General features: G+C 44.2%; 18 protein-coding genes and 1 tRNA gene. 12 read left to right on the top strand and 7 right to left on the bottom strand.

The window, feature by feature from the left end:
- Positions 1 to 105 precede the first annotated feature (105 nt).
- Positions 106 to 179 (bottom strand) — tRNA-Met (locus ACRD6K_RS17270).
- A 264-nt stretch (positions 180 to 443) separates the two neighbouring features.
- Between ACRD6K_RS17270 and ACRD6K_RS17265 the strand changes: the two genes are divergently transcribed.
- From ACRD6K_RS17265 to fmt, 7 genes are all read left to right on the top strand, one after another.
- Positions 444 to 821, top strand: a complete 378-nt coding sequence (locus tag ACRD6K_RS17265; protein WP_430974296.1) for an START-like domain-containing protein — start codon at positions 444 to 446, stop codon at positions 819 to 821.
- Positions 822 to 886: 65 nt separating this feature from the next.
- On the top strand, positions 887 to 2,368 hold the full coding sequence (locus tag ACRD6K_RS17260) for an LptF/LptG family permease (RefSeq protein ID WP_430974295.1): 1,482 nt from the start codon (positions 887 to 889) through the stop codon (positions 2,366 to 2,368).
- Positions 2,369 to 2,467: 99 nt separating this feature from the next.
- Positions 2,468 to 3,673 (top strand): glycosyltransferase family 4 protein, encoded by a 1,206-nt coding sequence (locus tag ACRD6K_RS17255; protein WP_430974294.1) that lies wholly within the window; start codon positions 2,468 to 2,470, stop codon positions 3,671 to 3,673.
- Positions 3,666 to 4,859: a glycosyltransferase family 2 protein gene (locus ACRD6K_RS17250; protein ID WP_430974293.1), complete on the top strand. Its 1,194-nt coding sequence runs from the start codon at positions 3,666 to 3,668 to the stop codon at positions 4,857 to 4,859. The genes ACRD6K_RS17255 and ACRD6K_RS17250 overlap by 8 nt, the downstream gene beginning before the upstream one ends.
- Positions 4,860 to 4,927: 68 nt before the next feature.
- Positions 4,928 to 6,151, top strand: a complete 1,224-nt coding sequence (locus ACRD6K_RS17245; protein ID WP_299583277.1) for a bifunctional 3,4-dihydroxy-2-butanone-4-phosphate synthase/GTP cyclohydrolase II — start codon at positions 4,928 to 4,930, stop codon at positions 6,149 to 6,151.
- Positions 6,152 to 6,160: 9 nt separating this feature from the next.
- Positions 6,161 to 6,382, top strand: a complete 222-nt coding sequence (locus ACRD6K_RS17240) for a C1orf53 family protein (protein WP_299583280.1) — start codon at positions 6,161 to 6,163, stop codon at positions 6,380 to 6,382.
- 100 nt (positions 6,383 to 6,482) lie between these two features.
- Positions 6,483 to 7,445 (top strand): methionyl-tRNA formyltransferase, encoded by a 963-nt coding sequence (gene fmt / locus ACRD6K_RS17235; RefSeq protein ID WP_299583283.1) that lies wholly within the window; start codon positions 6,483 to 6,485, stop codon positions 7,443 to 7,445.
- Positions 7,446 to 7,535: 90 nt separating this feature from the next.
- Here fmt and ACRD6K_RS17230 read toward each other — a convergent pair whose 3' ends face one another.
- Positions 7,536 to 8,477, bottom strand: coding sequence for a glucosaminidase domain-containing protein (locus ACRD6K_RS17230; protein WP_430974292.1), 942 nt, complete (start codon positions 8,475 to 8,477; stop codon positions 7,536 to 7,538).
- A gap of 96 nt (positions 8,478 to 8,573) precedes the next feature.
- Between ACRD6K_RS17230 and ACRD6K_RS17225 the strand changes: the two genes are divergently transcribed.
- Positions 8,574 to 9,065: a cytidine deaminase gene (locus ACRD6K_RS17225; RefSeq protein ID WP_299583289.1), complete on the top strand. Its 492-nt coding sequence runs from the start codon at positions 8,574 to 8,576 to the stop codon at positions 9,063 to 9,065.
- Between the two features lie 4 nt (positions 9,066 to 9,069).
- Here ACRD6K_RS17225 and ACRD6K_RS17220 read toward each other — a convergent pair whose 3' ends face one another.
- Positions 9,070 to 9,768, bottom strand: coding sequence for an RluA family pseudouridine synthase (locus ACRD6K_RS17220; protein ID WP_299583293.1), 699 nt, complete (start codon positions 9,766 to 9,768; stop codon positions 9,070 to 9,072).
- A 120-nt stretch (positions 9,769 to 9,888) separates the two neighbouring features.
- Entirely contained in the window at positions 9,889 to 10,704 is an 816-nt protein-coding gene (gene panB, locus ACRD6K_RS17215) for a 3-methyl-2-oxobutanoate hydroxymethyltransferase (RefSeq protein WP_299583296.1), read from the bottom strand.
- A gap of 180 nt (positions 10,705 to 10,884) precedes the next feature.
- On the opposite strand from panB, the gene ACRD6K_RS17210 reads away from it, so the two are divergent.
- Positions 10,885 to 12,237, top strand: coding sequence for a hypothetical protein (locus ACRD6K_RS17210; RefSeq protein WP_430974291.1), 1,353 nt, complete (start codon positions 10,885 to 10,887; stop codon positions 12,235 to 12,237).
- Positions 12,238 to 12,275: 38 nt separating this feature from the next.
- On the opposite strand, the gene ACRD6K_RS17205 is transcribed toward ACRD6K_RS17210, so the two are convergent.
- Positions 12,276 to 13,385, bottom strand: coding sequence for an acyltransferase family protein (locus tag ACRD6K_RS17205; protein ID WP_430974290.1), 1,110 nt, complete (start codon positions 13,383 to 13,385; stop codon positions 12,276 to 12,278).
- A gap of 221 nt (positions 13,386 to 13,606) precedes the next feature.
- Between ACRD6K_RS17205 and dnaK the strand changes: the two genes are divergently transcribed.
- Positions 13,607 to 15,529, top strand: a complete 1,923-nt coding sequence (gene dnaK / locus ACRD6K_RS17200) for a molecular chaperone DnaK (protein ID WP_299583305.1) — start codon at positions 13,607 to 13,609, stop codon at positions 15,527 to 15,529.
- Between the two features lie 58 nt (positions 15,530 to 15,587).
- Here dnaK and ACRD6K_RS17195 read toward each other — a convergent pair whose 3' ends face one another.
- A complete protein-coding gene (locus ACRD6K_RS17195; protein ID WP_430974289.1) occupies positions 15,588 to 16,532 on the bottom strand; it encodes a hydrogen peroxide-inducible genes activator in 945 nt (314 codons plus the stop codon).
- A 99-nt stretch (positions 16,533 to 16,631) separates the two neighbouring features.
- On the opposite strand from ACRD6K_RS17195, the gene ACRD6K_RS17190 reads away from it, so the two are divergent.
- Positions 16,632 to 17,096, top strand: a complete 465-nt coding sequence (locus ACRD6K_RS17190; protein ID WP_430974288.1) for a Dps family protein — start codon at positions 16,632 to 16,634, stop codon at positions 17,094 to 17,096.
- Between the two features lie 29 nt (positions 17,097 to 17,125).
- Here ACRD6K_RS17190 and ACRD6K_RS17185 read toward each other — a convergent pair whose 3' ends face one another.
- Positions 17,126 to 18,979: a glycoside hydrolase family 15 protein gene (locus tag ACRD6K_RS17185; RefSeq protein WP_430974287.1), complete on the bottom strand. Its 1,854-nt coding sequence runs from the start codon at positions 18,977 to 18,979 to the stop codon at positions 17,126 to 17,128.
- Positions 18,980 to 19,270: 291 nt separating this feature from the next.
- On the opposite strand from ACRD6K_RS17185, the gene ACRD6K_RS17180 reads away from it, so the two are divergent.
- Positions 19,271 to 21,481 (top strand): bifunctional alpha,alpha-trehalose-phosphate synthase (UDP-forming)/trehalose-phosphatase, encoded by a 2,211-nt coding sequence (locus ACRD6K_RS17180; protein WP_299583317.1) that lies wholly within the window; start codon positions 19,271 to 19,273, stop codon positions 21,479 to 21,481.
- Positions 21,482 to 21,543: the final 62 nt, after the last annotated feature.

The raw sequence follows: 21,543 nt of genomic DNA, 5'->3' as shown, positions 1-21,543 counted from the left end.
TTACTCTAAAAAAGCAGGAATTAGCACAAGCCATTCTGTATGCAAATGGTACGTAGGAAAATAAAAAAAGGCAGTTAAGAGAATCTCTTAACTGCCTTGCTTCCGTAGCGAGAGGCGGGCTTGAACCGCCGACCTCATGATTATGAATCATGCGCTCTAACCAGCTGAGCTACCTCGCCATTCCGTTTTAGCGGTTGCAAATATAGTATTTATTTTCTGTCGCCGTAAACACAATGCAACTTTTTTTTACATGAAATTTCAAACAAAAGCCCAAACTATGCTGTTTAACTCAGCTATTCAATGTATTAAACCTATCGAAAAAATTGTGCTGTTTTTTCAATGGTTCGAAAAACAGACCGGGCAAGAACGATTTTTAGTTCTTCCATGTTTAACTGATTGTTATATTGAGCCATAATACCTATATTGCAAAAAACGAAAACCCAATGACTGAAAAAACGAAAATACGGCTAGAGTTCCCGATAAACTGTTCTCCCAAGGTGTTATTCAATCGGTTAAGTTCAGCTTCAGGGCTGACTGAATGGTTTGCTGATGATGTTAAGGTAAAAGGCAACTTTTTCACTTTTATTTGGGAAGGCGCTGAGCAGCAAGCTGAAAAAACGCAACACAAGGAAGACCGACTTGTTCGCTTCAACTGGGTTGATGAAGAAGACAGCTACTTTGAATTTCGGATTTCCAAAGATGAACTTACAGGAGATGTTTCCCTTATTGTCATTGATTTTTCCGATGAGGACGAAACAGAAGAAACTGCAAACCTCTGGAATTCTCAGATTGCAGACCTAAAACACATCCTGGGCTGTTAAGCATTTTTTTAACTTTCAATTTCTCTAAAATACCTTAGCTTTGTATTCGTTTCCAAGAATAGAATATGAAACGACTGCACTTATTTATTTTAAGGACCTTTTTCGGGCCTTTCCTGATGACTTTTTTCATCGTTGTATTTGTCCTGTTGATGCAATTCCTGTGGAAGTACATTGATGACATGGTTGGTAAAGGATTGGAGTGGAACATTGTGGCCGAGCTCTTGCTATATGCCTCTTTTGCGCTCATTCCCATGGCATTCCCTTTAGCCATGCTTCTGGCCTCCATCATGACCTTTGGTAACTTGGGCGAAAACTACGAATTGGTTGCCATAAAAGCTTCCGGCATTTCTTTGTTTCGCATCATGCGCCCTTTAATAGTTGTTGCGGTAGCCTTAAGTTTATTTGCCTTTTATTTCTCCAATAATGTCCTCCCGAAAACCAACCTCAAGTTCGGAGCCTTATTGGTCAGTGTAAAAAAGCAAAAACCGGAGATGATTATTCCGGAAGGCGTATTTACCAATGAAATTGACGGCTATAGCATTAAGGTTGACAAGAAAAACAACAAGACCAACATGCTTTATGGCTTGATGATTTATGACCACAAGGAGAACAAAGGCAACATCAAGGTAACCATTGCTGATTCCGGGTCCATGAAAATTTCAGAAGATAAAAAATACATGGTTATGACCTTGTATTCGGGGCAGTCGGCAACAGACTTGGAACCTAACAAACGAGGAAAAAACCGTACCTACGCTTTCCGTAGGGAGAGCTTTGGGAAAGAGGTTGTGACCATACCACTTGAAGGGTTTGACTTTCAACGAACGGACGAAAACCGCCTAAGAAGTGCCTACAAAATGATGAACCTGTCGCAACTCAACAACCAGGAAGATTCCTTGTATAATGAATACAGCTCTCGGGTTAGACGATTTGCCGTTTCAATGAATTATCCGCAGACACTGTCCAAAGCAGTTCTCAGCATGACACAACCCATTGATTCGCTCAAAAGAGACTATCGGGTTCAGGCCGATACCCTGGCCAACTTCGAGGATCTGTTCCAATCGCTGGATTCGCACGCGCAAAGCGAACTCATAAGCACAGCACTTGGGGTGGCACGCTCCAACCAGCAAACCATCAACCAAAACCTGAATGAACTTTATAGTCGAAAAAATTTCATCAACAAAGTCACAATGGAAAAACACCGCAAGTTTACCTGGTCGGTAGCTTGTCTTATCTTCTTTTTTATTGGAGCTCCCCTTGGCGCAATCATTCGAAAAGGAGGACTCGGAATGCCCGTTGTGGTCTCCATACTGATGTTTATTACCTACTACATGGTTTCTATCTCAGGCGAAAAGTTTGCCCGCGAAGACATGTGGAATATGACCAATGGCATGTGGTTTTCGACTTTCCTGTTTTTGCCTTTAGGTATTTTCCTGACCTACAAATCGGCTAACGACTCGGCGCTGTTAAACCTGGAAACTTATCAACACAATTTAAAACGCCTGTTTAGCTTCCTGTTCAAAAAGAAAGAAAAACCCGAAAAGAATTAGAACTGAATCAACCATGACAATACTGACATACGAACAAAACCATACAAGCCCGATCATTCAAAAAAGAATGCCCCGAACACCCAGCAAGCTCGTGAAGGCATGAGAATACTTCAGTTATGTCATAAAAGCCCATGGCCTCCCAAGGATGGGGGCGCAATTGCCATGCTTACGATGGCAAAAGGATTTTCGCTTTTAGGTCACGATGTTCATGTGCTGGCCATGAACACCCGCAAGCATCAGACCCGGCTGGACGAAATTCCGGATGACCTGAAAGAGAAGATGCATTTTGAACTGGCCAATGTGCCTGCAAAAATCACCCTGTTCGGTGCTGTTTCCAATTTACTTTTTTCAAAGCTTCCCTACCAGGCAACACGTTTTATCGAAGCAGACTTCAACAGGCAGTTAGTCCGAATTCTTAAAAACAATGAGTTCGATCTGGTTCAGCTTGAAGGACTTTATCTTTGTTCTTACATCCCAACCATCCGTGAACATTCCAAGGCACTGATTGCCTACCGGGCTCATAATGTAGAGCACGAAATATGGGAGCGTACGGCAATGGTAACCCCCGGGATCAAACGCATTTACCTGAAAATACTAGCCCAGCGTATTAAACAGTTTGAGCGCAACCAATTAAACAAATATGATTTACTGGTTCCGATAACCGATCGGGATGGTGATTTTTTGGATAAACTGGGCAATACCAAACCCAAACACACGACACAGACAGGAATTGACCTGGCCACCCTGGTTCCTAAAGCCGGCCAGCTGGAATACCCGTCTCTTTTTCACCTTGGAGCCCTGGACTGGGCACCCAACCAGGAAGGTTTGCTGTGGTTTATGAAACATGCTTGGAAAAAGCTTCGAAAGAAATATCCCACCCTCAAATTCTATGTTGCCGGGCGAAATGCTCCAGAATGGCTGCAAGCAAAACTGAACCGCAAGAATGTTGTTTTTCTGGGTGAAGTTGAAGATGCTTATGCGTTTATGAATTCCAAAGCAATTATGGTGGTTCCCTTGCTGTCGGGAAGCGGCATGCGTGTGAAAGTGATTGAGGGGCTCGCCCTGGGTAAAGCCATTGTGTCAACCACCATTGGTGCTGAAGGAATAGCCGTGGAAAAAGGCAAACACCTCTTGCTGGTCAACGATGCCAATGAGTTTATTGAGGCCATCAGTCAGCTTATCGACAACCGAATCGATTACGATCAGCTGTGTAAAAATGCCATCGACTTTATTCACGAAAAATTTGATAACTTAGCCATTGCCGAGTCTTTAACCGACTTTTACAAGCAACACCTTCATGGCTAACATTCTCTTTTGGACCGCACTTTTCATTGTGGCGTACACCTACATTGGCTATGCCCTTGTAATCTGGGTGCTGGCAACCCTGAAGCAGAGCTTTCGAAAGTCGGCTAAAACTCAGGAGCCGCCTCCCAAGACCTGCCCCGAAATTTGCCTGTTCGTAACAGCGTACAACGAGGCAGACATGGTCGACCTTAAAGTGCAAAACTCCCTCAAGCTCAATTATCCCAAAGAAAAAATTCAGTATCTGTGGTTAACCGACGGCTCCAATGACGGAACAAAAGAGCAGCTAAAAAATTATCCTGAAATTCAGGTGGAGCACTTGCCGGAAAGACGGGGAAAAATACATGCCATGAACCGGGGAATGCAGTTTGTAGAAGCTCCTTTTGTCATCTTTTCCGACAGCAATACCCTGCTCAACCAAGAAGCCATTCGCAAAATCGTGCTTGCATTTCAGGATCCCCAAGTCGGCTGTGTAGCAGGAGAAAAACGCATTTGCGAAAAAGAACAGGACAATGCGGCAGCCTCTGGCGAGGGCTTCTACTGGAAACTGGAGTCTTTCATCAAACAAATGGACGCCCGGTTCAACTCAACGGTAGGTGCAGCCGGTGAGCTTTTTGCCATTCGCACTTCACTATACCACAAACTGCCCAACGACACCCTGCTTGATGATTTTATGATTTCAATTCGTATTGCAGCCCAAGATTATAAAGTCGCTTACACTTCGGAAGCCTATGCGCTGGAAACCGCCTCAGCCAGCGTCAAAGAAGAACTAAAACGCAAAACAAGAATTGCGGCCGGGGGCATTCAATCCCTTTTCCGGTTTCCTCAACTGCTCAATCCCTTTCGCTTTGGCTGGTTGAGCTTTCAGTATTTCTCGCACAAGGTTTTGCGCTGGACCATAGCTCCCTTTGCCCTTTTCCTGCTCTTTTTTATCAATTTTTTAATTTTATCCGAAAGTCCATCCAGCTCCGGCATCAACTTCTACGTCTTATTCTTTTGTACTCAAGCCATTCTCTACCTCTTGGCCTTGGTCGGCTTTTTGCTTGAAAACCGGCGAATTCACCATAAAGCCCTATTTATCCCTTACTACTTTGTTGCCATGAATCTGGCGTCCATTCTGGGCATCATTCGCTATTTCAGGGGCAGGCAATCTCCCCTTTGGGAAAAGGCAAAACGTTCGAAGGTGTAATTTTATCATCTATAAACCGATATTTTTCCTTAATTTTGCACCTGCATTTTGAAAACCAGATAATTATAATGAGCGAGTTCAAATTAAATACGATACCGGAGGCTATTGAGGCCATCAGGAAAGGTGATCTGATCATCGTTATTGACGATGAAGATCGTGAGAACGAAGGGGACTTTATTGCTGCAGCAGAACTGATTACTCCTGAAAAAGTGAACTTTATGGCCACCCATGGCCGGGGATTAATTTGCGTGCCACTGACTGAAAGCCGATGTGAAGAACTGGAACTGGAACTCATGGTGGGCAAAAATACCTCATCGCATCAAACCCCTTTTACCGTATCGGTTGATTTAATTGGGCACGGATGCACTACAGGCATTTCGGCCAGCGACCGCGCCAAAACCATACAAGCCCTGGCCAACGAAGATACCGATCCGGAAGAACTCGGACGCCCGGGACATATTTTCCCGCTAAAAGCAAAAGATCGTGGTGTTCTTCGTCGTACCGGACACACCGAAGCAGCCGTTGACCTGGCTCGTTTGGCCGGATTGAAACCTGCAGGTGTGCTGGTTGAAATTATGAACGAAGATGGAACCATGGCCCGCCTGCCCGAATTGATGGAAGTGGCTCAAAAATTCGATCTTAAAATTATTTCGATTGAAGACCTCATTGCTTACCTGCTAAAAACAGAAAGCCTGATTGATCAGGGAGAAGAAGTAAGCATGCCAACTAAATACGGCGATTTCCGGATTATTCCTTTCCGCCAAAAATCAAACGGAGCAGAGCATGTGGCCTTAATTAAAGGAAGCTGGGAAGAAAACGAGGAGATCCTGGTACGAATGCATTCTTCCTGCATGACCGGTGATATCTTCGGATCCATGCGATGCGAATGTGGCGAGCAGCTGCATAAATCGATGGAGATGATTGAAAAAGCCGGAAAAGGAGTCATTGTTTATATGATGCAAGAAGGTCGTGGCATTGGACTGATGAATAAAATTGCAGCTTACAAACTTCAGGATGAAGGCTTAGACACCATTGATGCGAATATTCATTTGGGATTTCAGGCTGACGAACGCGACTACGGGGTTGGAGCACAAATCCTGCGTAAAGTTGGCGTTCACAAAATGAAGCTGTTAACCAACAATCCTGTCAAACGGGTTGGAATTGAAGGGTACGGTCTAACGGTTACCGAAACCATTCCGGTTGAAGTTGCTCCAAACGAGTACAACCAGCGGTACCTGAAAACCAAACGCGACCGCATGGGCCATTACCTGCAAAAGTTTAAATACGACTAGCCAGCCGCCATGGGAATGTTTGATCACCTGTTTTCCGACGGATATGACGACAGCGTGGAAGGAGAAGACTATTACCTGAGCAAAGAAGGCTATCGGGTAATGACGGAAAGCTTCCTGGTAAAAAGGGGCTATTGTTGTGCCAACGGATGCCGGCATTGCCCTTACGATCCCAAAGCCCAAAAGGGAAATCGCAAACTCAGGCCCGATGTGGCTCGAAAATATAAATACTAGCCGGCTGCTTACAGCCGGCTTTTTTCATGCCTGAAAACTGCCGCTGGAACTTGGAATTTCTTCGGCTTAAAAGGTATCTTTGTACAAAATCAGAAAACATATGACCGGAAAAGATTTACGCATCGTTTTTATGGGAACCCCCGATTTTGCTGTTGCCAGCTTAGCGGCTTTAGTTGAAAATGGCTACCAGGTTGTTGGTGTCATTACTGCCCCGGATAAACCTGCAGGCAGAGGGCGGAGACTCCAGGAATCAGCCGTAAAGAAGTATGCTTCAGAAAAAGGCTTGCGCCTTTTACAACCCGAAAAACTCAAAAATCCGGCCTTCATTGAAGAATTGGAAAGCCTGAAAGCCGATTTGCAAGTTGTTGTGGCTTTTCGGATGTTGCCGGAAGTTGTATGGCGCATGCCGCGCCTGGGAACGTTTAACCTGCATGGTTCGTTGCTGCCGCAATACCGTGGGGCCGCCCCTTTAAACTGGGCAGTTATTAATGGTGAAAAGGAAACCGGAGTCACCACCTTCCTGTTGTCCCATGAAATTGACACCGGAGCCATTCTTTTTCATGAAAAAACACCGATTCAGGAAAACGATACCGTAGGCGATATTCACGACCGCTTAATGGGCATTGGAGCTCAACTGGTGGTGAAAACCGTGGATGCTTTGGGCGAAGGAAATTACAGTGCCATCGCACAGGATAAAATTCAAACCACAAAACTAAAGCCTGCCCCTAAAATTTTTAAAGAGGATTGTCGAATCAACTGGTCCCAAGAAGGTGAGCAAATCCGCAACCTGATTCGCGGACTATCCCCCTATCCGGCCGCATGGACCGAACTGCTCGATGAAAAAGGCCAACCACTAACCTTGAAAATTTTCTTTGCAGAGCTTGAAAAAGCAGACAAGCTTATTCCGGGAACCATTGAGTCGGATGAAAAAACATACTTAAAAATTGCATCAGCCGATAGCTGGCTTCACATTACCGACCTTCAACTGTCGGGTAAAAAGCGGATGAAAACAGAAGATTTTTTGCGCGGCTACCACGGCATCAACAAGCTTAAAACAAATTAAAAGCCACAAAAAAAAGATAGTCCTGGATTAGAGACTATCTTTTTTTTGTACTTGCCCGAAAGAAATACACCACGGTCTATAATCGTTCAATTAATTTTTAGGCTTTTTGCTTCGTAAGTAAATGGTAGCTCCTGTCTCAGGCCGCTCGCTGGGCTTCAGACGATTCAACCGATAGAGCCGTTTCAGTTTGATCCCATAGCGTTGCGCAATGAAGTGCATCGTATCATCTGCTTCAAAATGATGTGTCCGATGCTTTTTGGCTGCTTTGCGTTGTTTGGGTTCAATGTATAAGATTTCATTTACCTGAGGCTTATGCCCTCTGGGATAATCGTTGTAGGTATAAACCTCCCATTCTTTCATGCCAAATTCCTGGGCTATGCGCTGAAAAGTATCCCCTTCTTTTACCACAATGGATTTCAATCCGTTGCGCATAACTACCTTGCGGGTTTGATAAGGATTTATAAGATTTTTTCCATCAGCCGGCCGATGACGGTGTCGGATTCTGGCAATTTGCGATTTCTTTAAACCTTCATCGTAAAGGTAAAGTTTGTGATCTTCAATAATTCGAATCAAATGATTGGCATAATGTGGATTGGTAGCATAACCGGCCTTTTTCAATCCTCTGGCCCAACCTTTATAATCCGTAATTTTAAGCTTAAACAGCGATGCATAACGCGGATTCAGCATCAGAAAATCGGAATGATCCAGAAAGGATTCTTCAACCGAGTTATAGCGCCGAAAGCATTCTCCCTTTTCATCATCATCGTGATAAACCCGTTTCCCACTCCAACTACTCTTACATTTGATACCAAAATGATTGTTACTTTTCACACTCAGCATGGAGTTTCCATTACCTGATTCCAAACAAGCTTGTGCTAAGGTAATACTTGCCGGAATCCCACTTCGCATCATTTCACTAACGGCCAGTTCGGCATATTTCTCAATGTACTCTTCCCGGGTGTACTTGCGCTGGCTAAAACCAACCAAAGCAACCAACAAGAAACAAATACTGAACAAAACTTTTCGGATCATAAACCAAAGATTTTTAGCAAAAATAAAAAAAGCAGGCTGTTTTTAAAGCATTGGCATAACTAAACAAAAAAATGTAATTTTGAACAAAGCCTCCCTATGAAAACGAAAGAAATTATAATTAGTATCTCCGAGTTTGAAAAACTGGAAGAATTGTCGACTTCAGATCAGGAATTGATCCTGCAGGCACGCGCTTCGGCTTTGCAGGCTTATGCCCCCTACTCCAACTACCTTGTTGGCAGTTCGCTTCGTCTTGAAGATGGAACAATTGTAACAGGAAACAATCAGGAGAATGCATCCAGCCCACTGGGAACCTGCGCCGAACGGGCCGCCATTTTTTGGGCCAATGGAAACTACCCGGGTTTGGCTATTGAAACCCTTGTTGTTACGGCCATTGACCAAAACGGCCAGCCAGCTGCCAATGTCAGCCCCTGCGGAGCCTGCCGGCAAGTGATGCTGGAAAGCCAGCACCGGTTTAAAAAACCCATGCGAATTATCCTGGATAGTTCCAACAAAATCGAAGTGCTTGACAATGTCAATGGCTTATTGCCCTTAAGCTTTAATGGCAATTCGCTGAAGTCGATTGTCTGACAGGCTAATCCTGTAATTCTTTAATTTGAATCAACTCGTTCCAAATCGGATCTCCCTTAGGCGGCTGAGCCACAATCTTCAATGCCTTCTTACTTACCGGGTGAATGAATTCCAACTTGCGGGCATGCAAATGAATTCCTCCATTTTGGTTGCTTCGGGCAGCTCCGTATTTCAAATCGCCTTTAATGTGGCATCCAATTTTGGCCAACTGCACCCGAATCTGATGATGACGACCGGTTTGCAAGTCAACTTCCAGCAAGTGAAAACGATTCAGACTGGCCCGATGCTTATAACTCAGGCTGCAAAAACGAGCGCCTTTCTTAGGCTTTGGAGTAGCTGAGGCATAACTTTTATTTTTGCCTTCATCTTTCCAAAGATAATGCTCAAGCGTGTCTTCCATCTCCTCAGGCAACACGTCTACTACCGCCCAGTAAGTTTTCTTAATGGCTTCTTTATCCTGAAACATGTCACTCAGCCGGGTTAACGCTTTACTGGTTCGCGCAAACAAAACCACACCACTGGTTGGGCGGTCCAGCCGGTGAGGCGACCCCAGGAAAACATCACCGGGCTTGTTGTACTTTTTCTTGATGTAGGCTTTCACCTGATCAATCAATGTTTCATCTCCGGTCTTATCGCCTTGCACAATTTCGCCACAGGCTTTATTGACTGCAATAATGTGGTTGTCTTCGTAGATAACTTGCATGATTTGGGAATTAAATAACTGAAAAAAGAGTTGCTATAGTTTGATACTTGTGGGGCTGCAAACAAACGCTACCATTTGCTTGCAGCCCCTTTCACGGACTATTGTCTTCCAATACTCCGCTTAATATTGTTCCCGCTCATTCGGGAAATTGACCGATTTAACATCTTCAATATAACTGCCAACGGCACCTTTTATCTCGGTTGCCAAGTTGTGATAACGACGCAAGAAACGTGGCGAAAATTCCTGGGTAATTCCCAACATATCGTGAATCACCAGCACCTGACCATCTACACCGCTACCAGCACCAATTCCGATGATCGGGATCTTAACGGATTCAGCAACCTTTGTTCCCAACGCAGCCGGAATTTTTTCCAGCACGATAGCGAAACAGCCGGCTTCTTCCAACAACTTGGCATCTTCAATCAGTTTTTCGGCTTCTTCTTCTTGCTTGGCACGCACCGTATAAGTACCGTACTTATGAATAGACTGTGGCATTAAGCCCAAGTGCCCCATAACTGGGATGCCAGCCGATAAAATACGAGTCACCGACTCAATAACTTCGCGACCGCCTTCCAGCTTCACGGCATCAGCAGCCGTTTCTTTCATAATTCGAATAGCCGAACTTAAAGCTTCCTTGCTGTTACCCTGATAGGTTCCAAAAGGAAGATCAACAACAACCAAGGCACGGTTGGCAGCTTTCACGACCGAGGTTCCGTGGTAAATCATCTGGTCCAAAGTAATCGGAAGCGTTGTTTCATTTCCCGACATCACATTGGAGGCTGAATCACCCACCAAAATAACATCAATGCCGGCTTCATCCACCAGCTTGGCCATACTATAATCATAGCTGGTCAGCATGGATATTTTTTCGCCTTTCAATTTCATTTCTGAAAGGACATGAGTTGTTACTCGTTTAACTTCTTTATGTACTGACATAACTTTTCAAATTCTATTAAACTACAAAAGTACAAATTTATAAGTTGCTTTTAAGCTTTGTAAAAAACCTATCCAGACTGATTTCTCAGATAAGGTATCCTGCAAGACATACAGTAACTATTAACATTTTTTATATTAAAAACATTTTGTATTTTTAAGCGAAACGCTAAAAATAACTCCATGAAAACAAACCTGTTACTTAGCCTTTTCCTGCTTGCTACGTTTACACTCCCTGCACAGGATAAGAATTTTGATCTTTCCAGGTACAAAACACCCGAATACAAACGTCACGAATTAACCAGCACCTTCAGTTTATCAGGAAGTCGTTCTACTTTTGAACAACAGGAAGCCTCCGGAAACCTTTGGCTGGATGCCGTGGATTTTGAAAAATCCCAATTCCACACAGCAGCTGAATTGCAATATCAGTTTAATTTTAACTCGCGAAAGAAAGTCACGTTCATTTCGGCCACACTCACGCCCAACTACCAATCCAAAAAGGATAAAGAAGGCCCCAATACAACGAAGTCAACCGATGCTCAGCTACACCTTCAGTTTAGCGGAAATCAGGACTACTACCTACAGGAAGACAAATTCTTTTTAACGGTAGCTCCATCCATTTTCTATAGCACCCATAAAGATAAGCTGACTTCCAATTCAAATACCAATAAGACCACAAACAACAATTACGTCTTACAGCTGGGTCTGGGCGGAGGTTATGGGCGTATCGAACCCATCAGTGACTACTGGCAGGCGTATTACATTTTACAGTCGCTTGAAAAAGATGGATTGCTCAACCGGGAATTAACCGATGATGATATTTTTGAATTTGCCCAAACAGCCACCAAGCTTAAAAACAAGCGCTTTTTCGACTATCGCATTCGCAAAATTGCCGAACTGGAAGCACTAGACTCTTTGCTACACAAGCAAGAATTGGTTACCGAAAGTACAATCTCCTACTTTACGACCATGAATGATTACTGGAGTTTTGCTTCTGTTCCTGATCGCTATGCCGGAAGAAAGCTGACAGCAACTGTAAGTCCCCACTACTCGCACAACATGCAAAAAAACAATGACACTGATCAATGGGAAAATGACCTCACACTGTTAATCGCACAATTAAATTATCGCTGTGTACGGCCCATCAATCTTTATTGGGATCGAATCTTCAACCTAAACTTATCCGAGAAAATACGTCTAAGCGATGAGGACTTGGGCTATCCATCCAATATACTCAATCTATCTTCCTCCATTGGATGGAATTACACCCCCAATTTCAGAACAATTGCCAGGTTTGGGGTAGGATATTATGGAATTGAAGAACCGAAGTATTCTGCGACTGAGGAGGAGCAGAAATATTGGAAAAATACGCTGGCACTGAATGGCAGCATTTCTTACTACCTATCGCCACAGCTTCAAATTAACGGCCAGCTTCAGGCTTATTACTCCGACAAACCCATGCGCACATCCTATCTTACCCAGGATAACAGCATCCGACTTTCCCTTAACCTTGGCTTTAGCTATGCCATCTTCTAAATAACAACAAAGGGCTGCCAATTGCAGCCCTTTGTTGTTTATACTCGTAAGAAAATTTGTTTGCGATACATGTAATACAACACCGACCAGATAATCCCCAGATAACCAATAATCCAGATCAGTTGACCAAAGTCTCCCAGAAGCTCAGGCGACCAACCAAACAAGAAGCCGGTTAATGTTGACACATCAATAAACCGGACAAATAAATACACAAAAATGGAGTTCATTCCAATGACTCGGAAGTAGAAAGACCATTTTTGCCATTTCAGCACATCGATAATCAGGTAGAAAAAGGCCATCAGCAAAAAGCTGATTCCACCTGCTGCCAGGTTAAAAGAAGTAGTCCATGCCGATTTAATAATTGGGTAAACCGGATGTAAAGCCAGTCCCAGTACAAGCAAGCCTGCACCAATACCGGAAAGGATCGTAATTTTCTGCCATGGTGTCCGGCTTTGCTCACGTAAAAAGTGACCAGCCACTGAGCCCATCAAGGTGATGCCGGCAGCCGAAATAATGCACAATAAGCCTTCAGGATCAAACACCTTTCCGTGCAAACGTCCGGGAAGAAACAAACGATCAATATACCCATTGATGCATCCTTCCGGTGTTAGCACCCCGGCACCAAATCCCGGAACAGGAACAAAAAGCTGAATGAAGGCATAGCCCACCAGCATACCCGCCAGCCAATACAAACGGCTTGCAAATGATTTGGTATAAATAACAATAACGGCTGCGAAAAAATAAGCCAGACCGATTTGTCCCAGCACACTGGCAAAACGAATATTGGTCAGGTTGCCCTGCAAGGCACCATTGTAAATAACTCCAAGCACCACCAAAGTAACCATACGCTTGGTGACTTTGGCCAGTAATGTTTTTTGAGGAACATTTTTTTCAAGTTTCGAAATCAGGGCATACGGAATGGCCACCCCCGAAATAAACATGAACAAGGGGAAAATTAAATCATACATGCGCAGGCCAGCCCACTCAACATGATGCATTTGGTTCGACAACCAGTCAAAACCGGTTACTTCTGCAAAAAAAACAGCTAACATGCTTCCGCCGGTAATCCAAAACATGTCAAATCCCCTCAGGGCATCAAGCGAAAGCAGTCGCTCTTTCTTACCCGTTCTGATCGCGTTTGATTTCATTGATAAATTACGTTTAATTGATTTGAAGCCTAAAATAGAAAAAAAACCACAACCGCTGTCTTTTTGTCACCAAATATGTCAGCATGATTTTTTCTCAGGCCATCCTTTGTGCCATTATTGCATTTCAACAAGAAGATTTTCTCTTGGCATAATCATTGATTCCTCTTGATCGTGAATTTTAAATTCAACTTGAAATCATTAAAAATAAAAATACAATTACCATGGGAAAAATAATTGGAATTGACTTAGGAACAACAAACTCATGCGTTTCTGTAATGGAAGGAAACGAGCCTGTTGTTATTCCTAACAGCGAAGGAAAAAGAACAACCCCATCAACCGTTGCTTTTGTAGAAAACGGTGAGCGCAAAATTGGTGATCCTGCCAAACGTCAGGCCATTACCAACCCTGAAAAAACCATTTCATCCATCAAACGATTCATGGGTGAAGGCTATGACAACTTGAGCAAAGAAGTGGCACGCGTTCCTTATAAAGTAGTTAAAGGAGACAACAATACACCACGGGTACAGATTGATGACCGTAAATATTCGCCACAGGAAATTTCAGCAATGGTTCTTCAAAAAATGAAGAAAACAGCTGAAGATTACTTAGGACAAGAAGTAACAGAAGCAGTAATTACTGTTCCTGCTTATTTTAACGACGCTCAGCGCCAGGCTACCAAAGAAGCCGGAGAAATTGCAGGTCTGCAAGTACGCCGGATCATCAACGAGCCTACAGCTGCCTCTTTGGCTTACGGTTTAGACAAAATGGACCGTGACATGAAAGTAGCCGTTTTTGACTTGGGTGGTGGTACGTTCGATATCTCTATCCTGGAATTGGGTGACGGTGTTTTTGAAGTAAAATCAACCGATGGTGACACTCACCTTGGAGGTGATGACTTCGACCAGGTTTTGATTGACTGGCTGGCAGAAGACTTCAAAAGCAATGAAGGCATTGACCTTCGCAAAGACCCAATGGCTCTGCAACGCTTAAAAGAAGCAGCAGAAAAAGCTAAAATTGAGTTGTCAAGTTCAACACAAACAGAAATCAACCTGCCTTACATTATGCCGGTTGACGGTGTGCCAAAACACTTGGTAAAAACACTGACACGTGCCAAATTCGAACAATTAGCTGACAGCCTGATCAATGCCACAATCGAGCCTTGTAAAAAAGCCTTGAAAAACGCTGGCTTGGCAGCATCCGATATTGATGAAATTCTATTGGTTGGTGGATCAACACGTATTCCTGCCATTCAGGAAAAAGTACAGCAGTTCTTTGGCAAAGCGCCTTCAAAAGGGGTGAATCCTGATGAAGTTGTTGCTGTAGGTGCTGCCATTCAGGGTGGAGTACTGACAGGAGAAGTTAAAGATGTATTGCTTCTTGACGTAACTCCGCTTTCATTGGGTATTGAAACCATGGGTGGTGTGATGACCAAACTGATTGAATCCAACACAACCATTCCAACCAAAAAAGCAGAAACATTTACAACAGCTGCTGACAACCAGCCATCTGTTGAGATTCATGTTCTGCAAGGCGAGCGCCCAATGGCCAATGGCAACAAAACCATCGGACGGTTCCACCTGGACGGAATACCACCAGCACCACGCGGAGTACCTCAAATTGAAGTATCATTCGACATTGATGCCAACGGTATCCTTCACGTTCATGCCAAGGATAAAGCGACTGGAAAATCACAATCCATTCGAATTGAAGCATCTTCGGGCTTGAGCGATGATGAAATCCAAAAGATGAAAACGGAAGCAGAAGCCAATGCTGATGCGGACCAAAAAGCTCGTGAGAAAGTAGACAAGATGAACCAGGCTGACGGATTAATCTTCCAAACTGAAAAACAACTGAAAGAGTTTGGCGATAAACTTCCAGCTGACAAAAAAGGTCCGATTGAAGCTGCTTTAAACAAGCTGAAAGAAGCCCACAAAGCAGAAGACTTGGATGCCATTGACGCAGCAACAGCTGAGTTGAACCAAGTATTCCAGGCAGCTTCTCAGGAAATGTATAACGCACAGGCCCAGGCAGGCGGTGAGCAAGCCGGTCCTAATGCGAATGCAGGAGGAGCTCAAGGTGGAGATACGCAGTCAGCTGGCCAAGACGGCGAAGTAACTGATGTAGACTTTGAAGAAGTGAAGTAAGCTTCACCCTCATGATATAAAAATCCCCGGAGCACAAGCTTCGGGGATTTTTTTTGCCCTATAGTTTCGTATCAAGCGGAGCCGTTACTGACGGTTTCTTTTTCATGCGCTTGGGAATAGTGTCTAAAATAACCTCCGTAAAAGCCTTAACCAATTTCTTCTCCCCGGTTGACTTCAAATAAACCAGACTAATCTCACGGTACGGAACGGGTGCTTCCAGTCGCTTGACCAAATCTTCGTATTCCGAAGGGACATTCAAGGTAGCCAGTTCCGGAATAAAAGTCAGTCCCCCCTGACTTTCTACAATTCGTTTCAGGGATTCGATGGAACTGGAGACATACCGAAACGGGTACGACACCGCATCAAAAGAAGGAATGGTACAAAGTGAATTCACCTGATTCTGAAAACAGTTTCCTTCTGTAAGGTACCACAACTGGTCTGCTGGAACTTCATGCTGCTTAATTCGGGCTTGCGAGTACAGCGGATGATTTTCGGCCACATATAAATAGAATTGCTCGTAAAACAAGGGCTTGAATCCAACATTGCTGGCCTTGATTGGCGTAGAAACAATACCGGCATCCAATTCATTAAAGGTTAGCTTTTTAAGAATGTCCTCGGTAACCAGCTCCACAATTTCAATTTTCAGCCCTGGGTATTGTTGTTGCGCCTGCTGAATGACCAAAGGCGTCAGATAGGGCGATAAAGTTGGAATGATCCCAATCCGGATTTGCCCTTCAATTTCCTCTTCCAGCTCCAGACTCAACTGATCCAGCTCATTCACCATCTGAATAATCTGTACGGCCTTCTCAAAAAACAACTCACCTTCCGGCGTAATTCCCAAAGGTTTTACATGGCGCTCCACCAAATGATAGCCAAACTCCTCCTCCAACTTCTGAATCTGTAGACTCAGGGCTGGTTGACTAATCTGAAGTTCGCTGGCTGCTTTCGAAAAATTCCGAAGCCGATACAAGCTCACAAAATACTTGAGTTGATTGATATTCATAACCTATTCTTATGGTGGTATAAAATTAATAAATATCACTAATAGTATCTTTGAATCAGAATAAAAAAACAAGGAAAAACAAACTAAAAAATAGACACAATGAAAACACTGGAAAAAACACAAGTATCCAACGATGTATTGGTAAAAGACATGAACGAATTTTTAGCTGACCTGCAGATCTACTATCAAAACCTTAGAGGTTTTCACTGGAATGTTAAAGGCAGCTTGTTTTTTGTCTTGCATGCCAAATTTGAAGAGTACTACAATGAAGTTTCAGAACGTGCCGATGAAGTGGCAGAACGCATTCTAACCATAGGAGGACAGCCGTTGCACGCATTCAGTCAATACCTTGCAGTGGCCGATATTCCGGAAGTAACCGATGTACATGAAGGCCGAAAAGCCGTTGAGCTTGTCATTCAACAATCAGAAATTCTGCTCAAAAAGATGAATGCACTGAAAGATACAGCTGCAACAATCGACGACGAGGCAAGTACAACGCTATTCAGCGATATGATTGGAGAAACCGAAAAACAAATCTGGATGCTAAAGACATTCCTCAGCTAAGGGAAAGAACCAAAAATCAAAAAAAGGGACTAGTACAGTCCCTTTTTTTCGTGAATATAATCCATTAAAAGTTCTTCTTCCGATAACTGTGACTCGGACACATTGATCGCTGTTTCAATTAAGGCCAAATGCGAATAGGCTTGCGGGAAGTTCCCCAACATGCGTTTGGTTTTAAAATCCAGATCTTCGCTAAAAAGACCCAAATGGTTCGAGTAGCTCATCAATTGATGAAACTTCTGGATGGCTTCTTCCTTGCGCCCAATTTTAAACAAGGCATTGGTAAGCCAAAACGAGCAAATGGTAAAGGCCGACTGCGGAATGCCAAAATCGTCCTTGTTTTTGTAACGAAACATCAGTCCATCCTGCTCCAGGTCTTGCTGAATGGCCAGCACCGTATTCACATATTTCTGATCGGTGGCATTAATGAATCCATAGGATTCCATCAGCAATACGGAAGCATCCAAATCTTCGGAGCCATAAGCCTGAGTAAAAGCCTGCTTTTTCTCCGACCAGGCATGCTTATGAATGTCCCGATGAATTTTATCCCGAAGTTTGGTCCACTTTTCAGTATAAATGTCCCGCTGCAACAGCTTGGCAATTTTCACTGCCCGGTCCACAGCAGTCCAGCACAAAACCTTGCTAAAGGTGAAGTGCTTGTTTTCGTTCCGAATTTCCCAGATACCCCGATCAGGCTTTTTCCAGTTATTTTCCACCACCTTAATGATGTTCCGGACAATGGTCCAGAGCTCTTCGCTGTATTCCAGGCTGATGTCATAAATCTCCAACTGCTGGTAAATCACATCCAGCAGAATTCCGTAAATGTCGTTCTGCTTTTGCTTGTAAGCCGCGTTACCAATACGCACCGGAGTCGAATTTTCATAACCAGACAAATGCGAAAGCTCTATTTCTTTCAGTTTCTTTTCCCCATTGATGCCATACATAATCTGCATCTTCTCATCCTTATCGGGCAAAATATCGAGGATGAAGCTCAGGTACTTTTTGGCCATCCGGTAGTGCCCCAGCGATGTCATAATTTTCACCACCATCGAGGCGTCACGAATCCAGCAGAAGCGGTAATCCCAGTTCCGCTCTTCGCCAATGGTTTCGGGAAGCGAAGTGGTTAGTGCCGCTAAAATAGCGCCGCTCTTATCAAAGCTTAGCATTTTCAGGGTTAAGGCACTTCGGATAATTTCTTCGTTGTATACTTTATAGGCAGTGGTTCGTTCCGCCCAATTCAGCCAATAGACTTTGGTGCGTTCCAGTTTCAGCTTGGAACGACGGGTATCTTGTGGCAACAGTTTCTGGTTGTAACTCAGCAGGCAAAACTCATCTTGGGTCAACACCAGGACATTGCTTTCCAGAATATCATTGTAGTCGAAGCTGGAATACAAGTACAGCGAATCGTAAGGTCCCGCTTTCGTATTGGACTTGATGTAGCAGCCTTGCTCCACATTGGTGAAACAACCTTGCTCCATAAAACTAGCTGTTTCATGCTTGGCATACTCCAGCTTTGGCTCGTAGCTGATACGCAGTTCGGGCTGGCCTTCAATCCACTTAAAATAGCGAACCACATCCGGCGGGATGTAATAGCCCCCGTTGTCCGGATTTTTGTATCGAGGCATAAAATCCTGAACCTCAAACGTGCCATCCTCGCACTCAAAACGAGTCTTCAAAATATTGGTTCGCGGAATATAGCTCTGCGTAATCTTCTTCAGGTGTTCCGGAATAATTTTAAAACTTCCTCCTTTTTGTTCATCCAGCAAGCTGGCAAACACCGACGAACTGTTAAATTGTGGCAAACACAACCAGTCAATTGCGCCGGTTTCCGACACCAATGCCGCACTTCGGCAATTCCCAATTATTCCATAATTCAAATTCTTCATATACCAATCTTAAACATCTTTTAAACCAAGGGACTTTTAATCCGCTATATTTTTGGTAATTTTAGAAAATTAAACAAGTTATACTGAAGTCCAAAACAACAAATAATTGCCCTGAAACTTCAATAATGAACCAATAAACTTTCAATATGAAGTATATTTAAAGAAAACAACACATTACCGGAATTGATCAACGCAAAACTCTCCTTGATCAACAATTCAATCAAGAGGGTGTTGTACAAGGAGAAACACCCCAATAACTCAAAATACAAATAGGCTAAAATACAACTAGTTATGAGCAAAATCCATATTGTTTCCAACCGATTACCCTTAAGTATACAACAAGAAGAAAATTCATTCAGTCTGGCCCCCAGCGTTGGTGGCTTAGCTACCGGAATGCGTTCAATCTATAAAGAGTATGGCGGAAAATGGATTGGATGGCCGGGACTAGCCAAGGATGATTTAACCGAAGACGAAATTCTTGAGATTGACGACAAGCTGGTTGATGAAGATTGCCTGGCCGTTCATTTAAGCAAGGAGGAAATCAACCTGTACTACGAAGGCTTTAGCAACAATGTCATCTGGCCTTTGTTTCACTACTTTGCCCAGTTTATTGACTATAACCACGACTACTGGGAAGCCTACAAAAAGGTCAACCACAAGTTTGCGCAAAAAGTTCTGGAAGTTGTTGATGATGGCGACATTGTCTGGATTCACGACTACCAACTCCTGCTGGTTCCGGAGCTGATCAAGTCGGTCAAGCCCAATGTAACCATCGGTTTTTTCCTGCATATTCCTTTCCCTTCATTCGAAGTATTCCGCATCCTGCCTTGGCGCAATGAGCTGATTAAAGGCATGCTCGGAGCCGACCTCATTGGCTTCCACACCTACGACTATGAGCGTCACTTTTTCAGTTCTGTCAGACGTTTGCTCGGTTACGAAATCTCGTTCAACGAAATCCACCTCGAAGACCGGATTATTTTGGCTGATGCGTTCCCCATGGGAATTGACTACGACAAGTTTGAAAACATGGCCAAGGAAATTGCGCACAAACCGCTAAGCGAACGCTCTGACCTTCACCGCGAGCTGGAGAAGTACTTCCTGGTGTCGCCCGATCGGAAACTGATCCTGTCCATTGACCGGCTCGACTATACCAAAGGAATTCCGAACCGGCTGCATGCTTTCGAGAAATTCCTGATCAAGTACCCGGAATTTCGCAACAAGGTGTCACTCATCATGCTGGTGGTTCCGTCGCGCGACGAAGTGGAACAATACAAGCTATTGAAAAGTGAAGTGGACGAACTGGTTGGACGCATCAATGGCCAATATGGCGGAGTAAACTACACGCCGGTTTGGTATTTCTACCGTTCGCTGCCTTTCGAAAACCTCATTGAGCTTTACAGCACCTCCGATGTGGCCCTGATCACCCCGGTGCGCGACGGGATGAACCTGGTTGCCAAAGAATACATTGCTTCCCGCATCAACCAAAGTGGTGTGCTTATTATTAGCGAAATGGCCGGAGCCGTCAAAGAAATGGGCGAAGCCATTATCATCAACCCGAACAACGAAGCCGAAATTGCCGACAGCATTCACCAGGCTTTAACCATGTCGATGGAAGAACAAAAACGCCGGATGCGCTACCTGCAAGACCGCATACGACGCTACGATGTGTTTAAATGGTCGCGTGAATTCATTAAAGGCATGAAAAAGGTTGAAAAGCTTCAGCACAACCTGCTGGCCAAACGGATCACCCCGACTGTTAGTCGCGAGTTGGTCGAGCACTTTTCAAAAGCCAAAAAGCGGGCAATCTTCCTGGATTATGATGGTACGCTGGTCGATTTCAAAAACGATCCGCAGGCTGCAAGCCCCGATGCCGAGCTGCATAAACTCATTACAGCCCTTGAAAAGAACGAAAAAAACACGGTTACCATCATTAGCGGACGTGACCGCGAAACTCTTGAGCGCTGGCTGGGTGATCACAAAGTCAACCTGATTGTAGAGCACGGCGTGTGGCTGAAAAAGATTGGCGAAGACTGGCAAATGCTTCACAATATTTCAAGCTCGTGGAAACCCACTATTCGCCCCATTCTGGAAAGCTTTGTAGACCGGACACCCGGAACCTTCATCGAAGAAAAAAACTACTCGCTGGTATGGCATTACCGCAATTCGGAACCGGAACAAGGCGAGCTGCGGGCCAATGAGCTGAAAGATGAGCTCCGCGAAATGACGGCCAACCACAACCTCGAAATTATGGAGGGTAACAAGGTGATTGAAGTCAAAGCCGGAGGAATCAACAAAGGCGTTGCTGCCATGCGTTTTCTCAGCGACACCCAATACGACTCCATCATTGCCCTGGGCGATGACTGGACTGATGAGTACATGTTCCGGGAACTGCCCAAGTCGGCTTATACCATTAAGGTGGGCATGAAAAAAACAGAAGCCGCCTACAAAGTAGAGTCCGTAAAAAGTGTGCGTAACCTGTTAAAAGAGCTGGGAAAAAACTAAGCCGTTAGCCTGGCTCCTTCTTTTCAGGAAAAAATAATAGTTTTGGGCCTCAGAAAAAAAGA

The organism is Sunxiuqinia rutila (assembly GCF_050589705.1).
Classification (GTDB): domain Bacteria; phylum Bacteroidota; class Bacteroidia; order Bacteroidales; family Prolixibacteraceae; genus Sunxiuqinia; species Sunxiuqinia rutila.
Note: the sequence above shows the minus strand (reverse complement) of the source record. Positions and strands in the feature narration are given on the sequence as shown.

Coding starts and splice junctions, on each gene's coding strand:
- ACRD6K_RS17250 (WP_430974293.1), top strand. CDS start 3,666: ATGGCTAACATTCTCTTTTGGACCGCACTTTTCATTGTGGCGTACACC.
- ACRD6K_RS17220 (WP_299583293.1), bottom strand. CDS start 9,768: ATGCAAGTTATCTACGAAGACAACCACATTATTGCAGTCAATAAAGCC.
- fmt (WP_299583283.1), top strand. CDS start 6,483: ATGACCGGAAAAGATTTACGCATCGTTTTTATGGGAACCCCCGATTTT.
- ACRD6K_RS17190 (WP_430974288.1), top strand. CDS start 16,632: ATGAAAACACTGGAAAAAACACAAGTATCCAACGATGTATTGGTAAAA.
- ACRD6K_RS17230 (WP_430974292.1), bottom strand. CDS start 8,477: ATGATCCGAAAAGTTTTGTTCAGTATTTGTTTCTTGTTGGTTGCTTTG.
- ACRD6K_RS17185 (WP_430974287.1), bottom strand. CDS start 18,979: ATGAAGAATTTGAATTATGGAATAATTGGGAATTGCCGAAGTGCGGCA.
- ACRD6K_RS17265 (WP_430974296.1), top strand. CDS start 444: ATGACTGAAAAAACGAAAATACGGCTAGAGTTCCCGATAAACTGTTCT.
- ACRD6K_RS17255 (WP_430974294.1), top strand. CDS start 2,468: ATGAGAATACTTCAGTTATGTCATAAAAGCCCATGGCCTCCCAAGGAT.
- ACRD6K_RS17260 (WP_430974295.1), top strand. CDS start 887: ATGAAACGACTGCACTTATTTATTTTAAGGACCTTTTTCGGGCCTTTC.
- ACRD6K_RS17240 (WP_299583280.1), top strand. CDS start 6,161: ATGGGAATGTTTGATCACCTGTTTTCCGACGGATATGACGACAGCGTG.
- ACRD6K_RS17210 (WP_430974291.1), top strand. CDS start 10,885: ATGAAAACAAACCTGTTACTTAGCCTTTTCCTGCTTGCTACGTTTACA.
- ACRD6K_RS17225 (WP_299583289.1), top strand. CDS start 8,574: ATGAAAACGAAAGAAATTATAATTAGTATCTCCGAGTTTGAAAAACTG.
- panB (WP_299583296.1), bottom strand. CDS start 10,704: ATGTCAGTACATAAAGAAGTTAAACGAGTAACAACTCATGTCCTTTCA.
- ACRD6K_RS17205 (WP_430974290.1), bottom strand. CDS start 13,385: ATGAAATCAAACGCGATCAGAACGGGTAAGAAAGAGCGACTGCTTTCG.
- ACRD6K_RS17195 (WP_430974289.1), bottom strand. CDS start 16,532: ATGAATATCAATCAACTCAAGTATTTTGTGAGCTTGTATCGGCTTCGG.
- dnaK (WP_299583305.1), top strand. CDS start 13,607: ATGGGAAAAATAATTGGAATTGACTTAGGAACAACAAACTCATGCGTT.
- ACRD6K_RS17180 (WP_299583317.1), top strand. CDS start 19,271: ATGAGCAAAATCCATATTGTTTCCAACCGATTACCCTTAAGTATACAA.
- ACRD6K_RS17245 (WP_299583277.1), top strand. CDS start 4,928: ATGAGCGAGTTCAAATTAAATACGATACCGGAGGCTATTGAGGCCATC.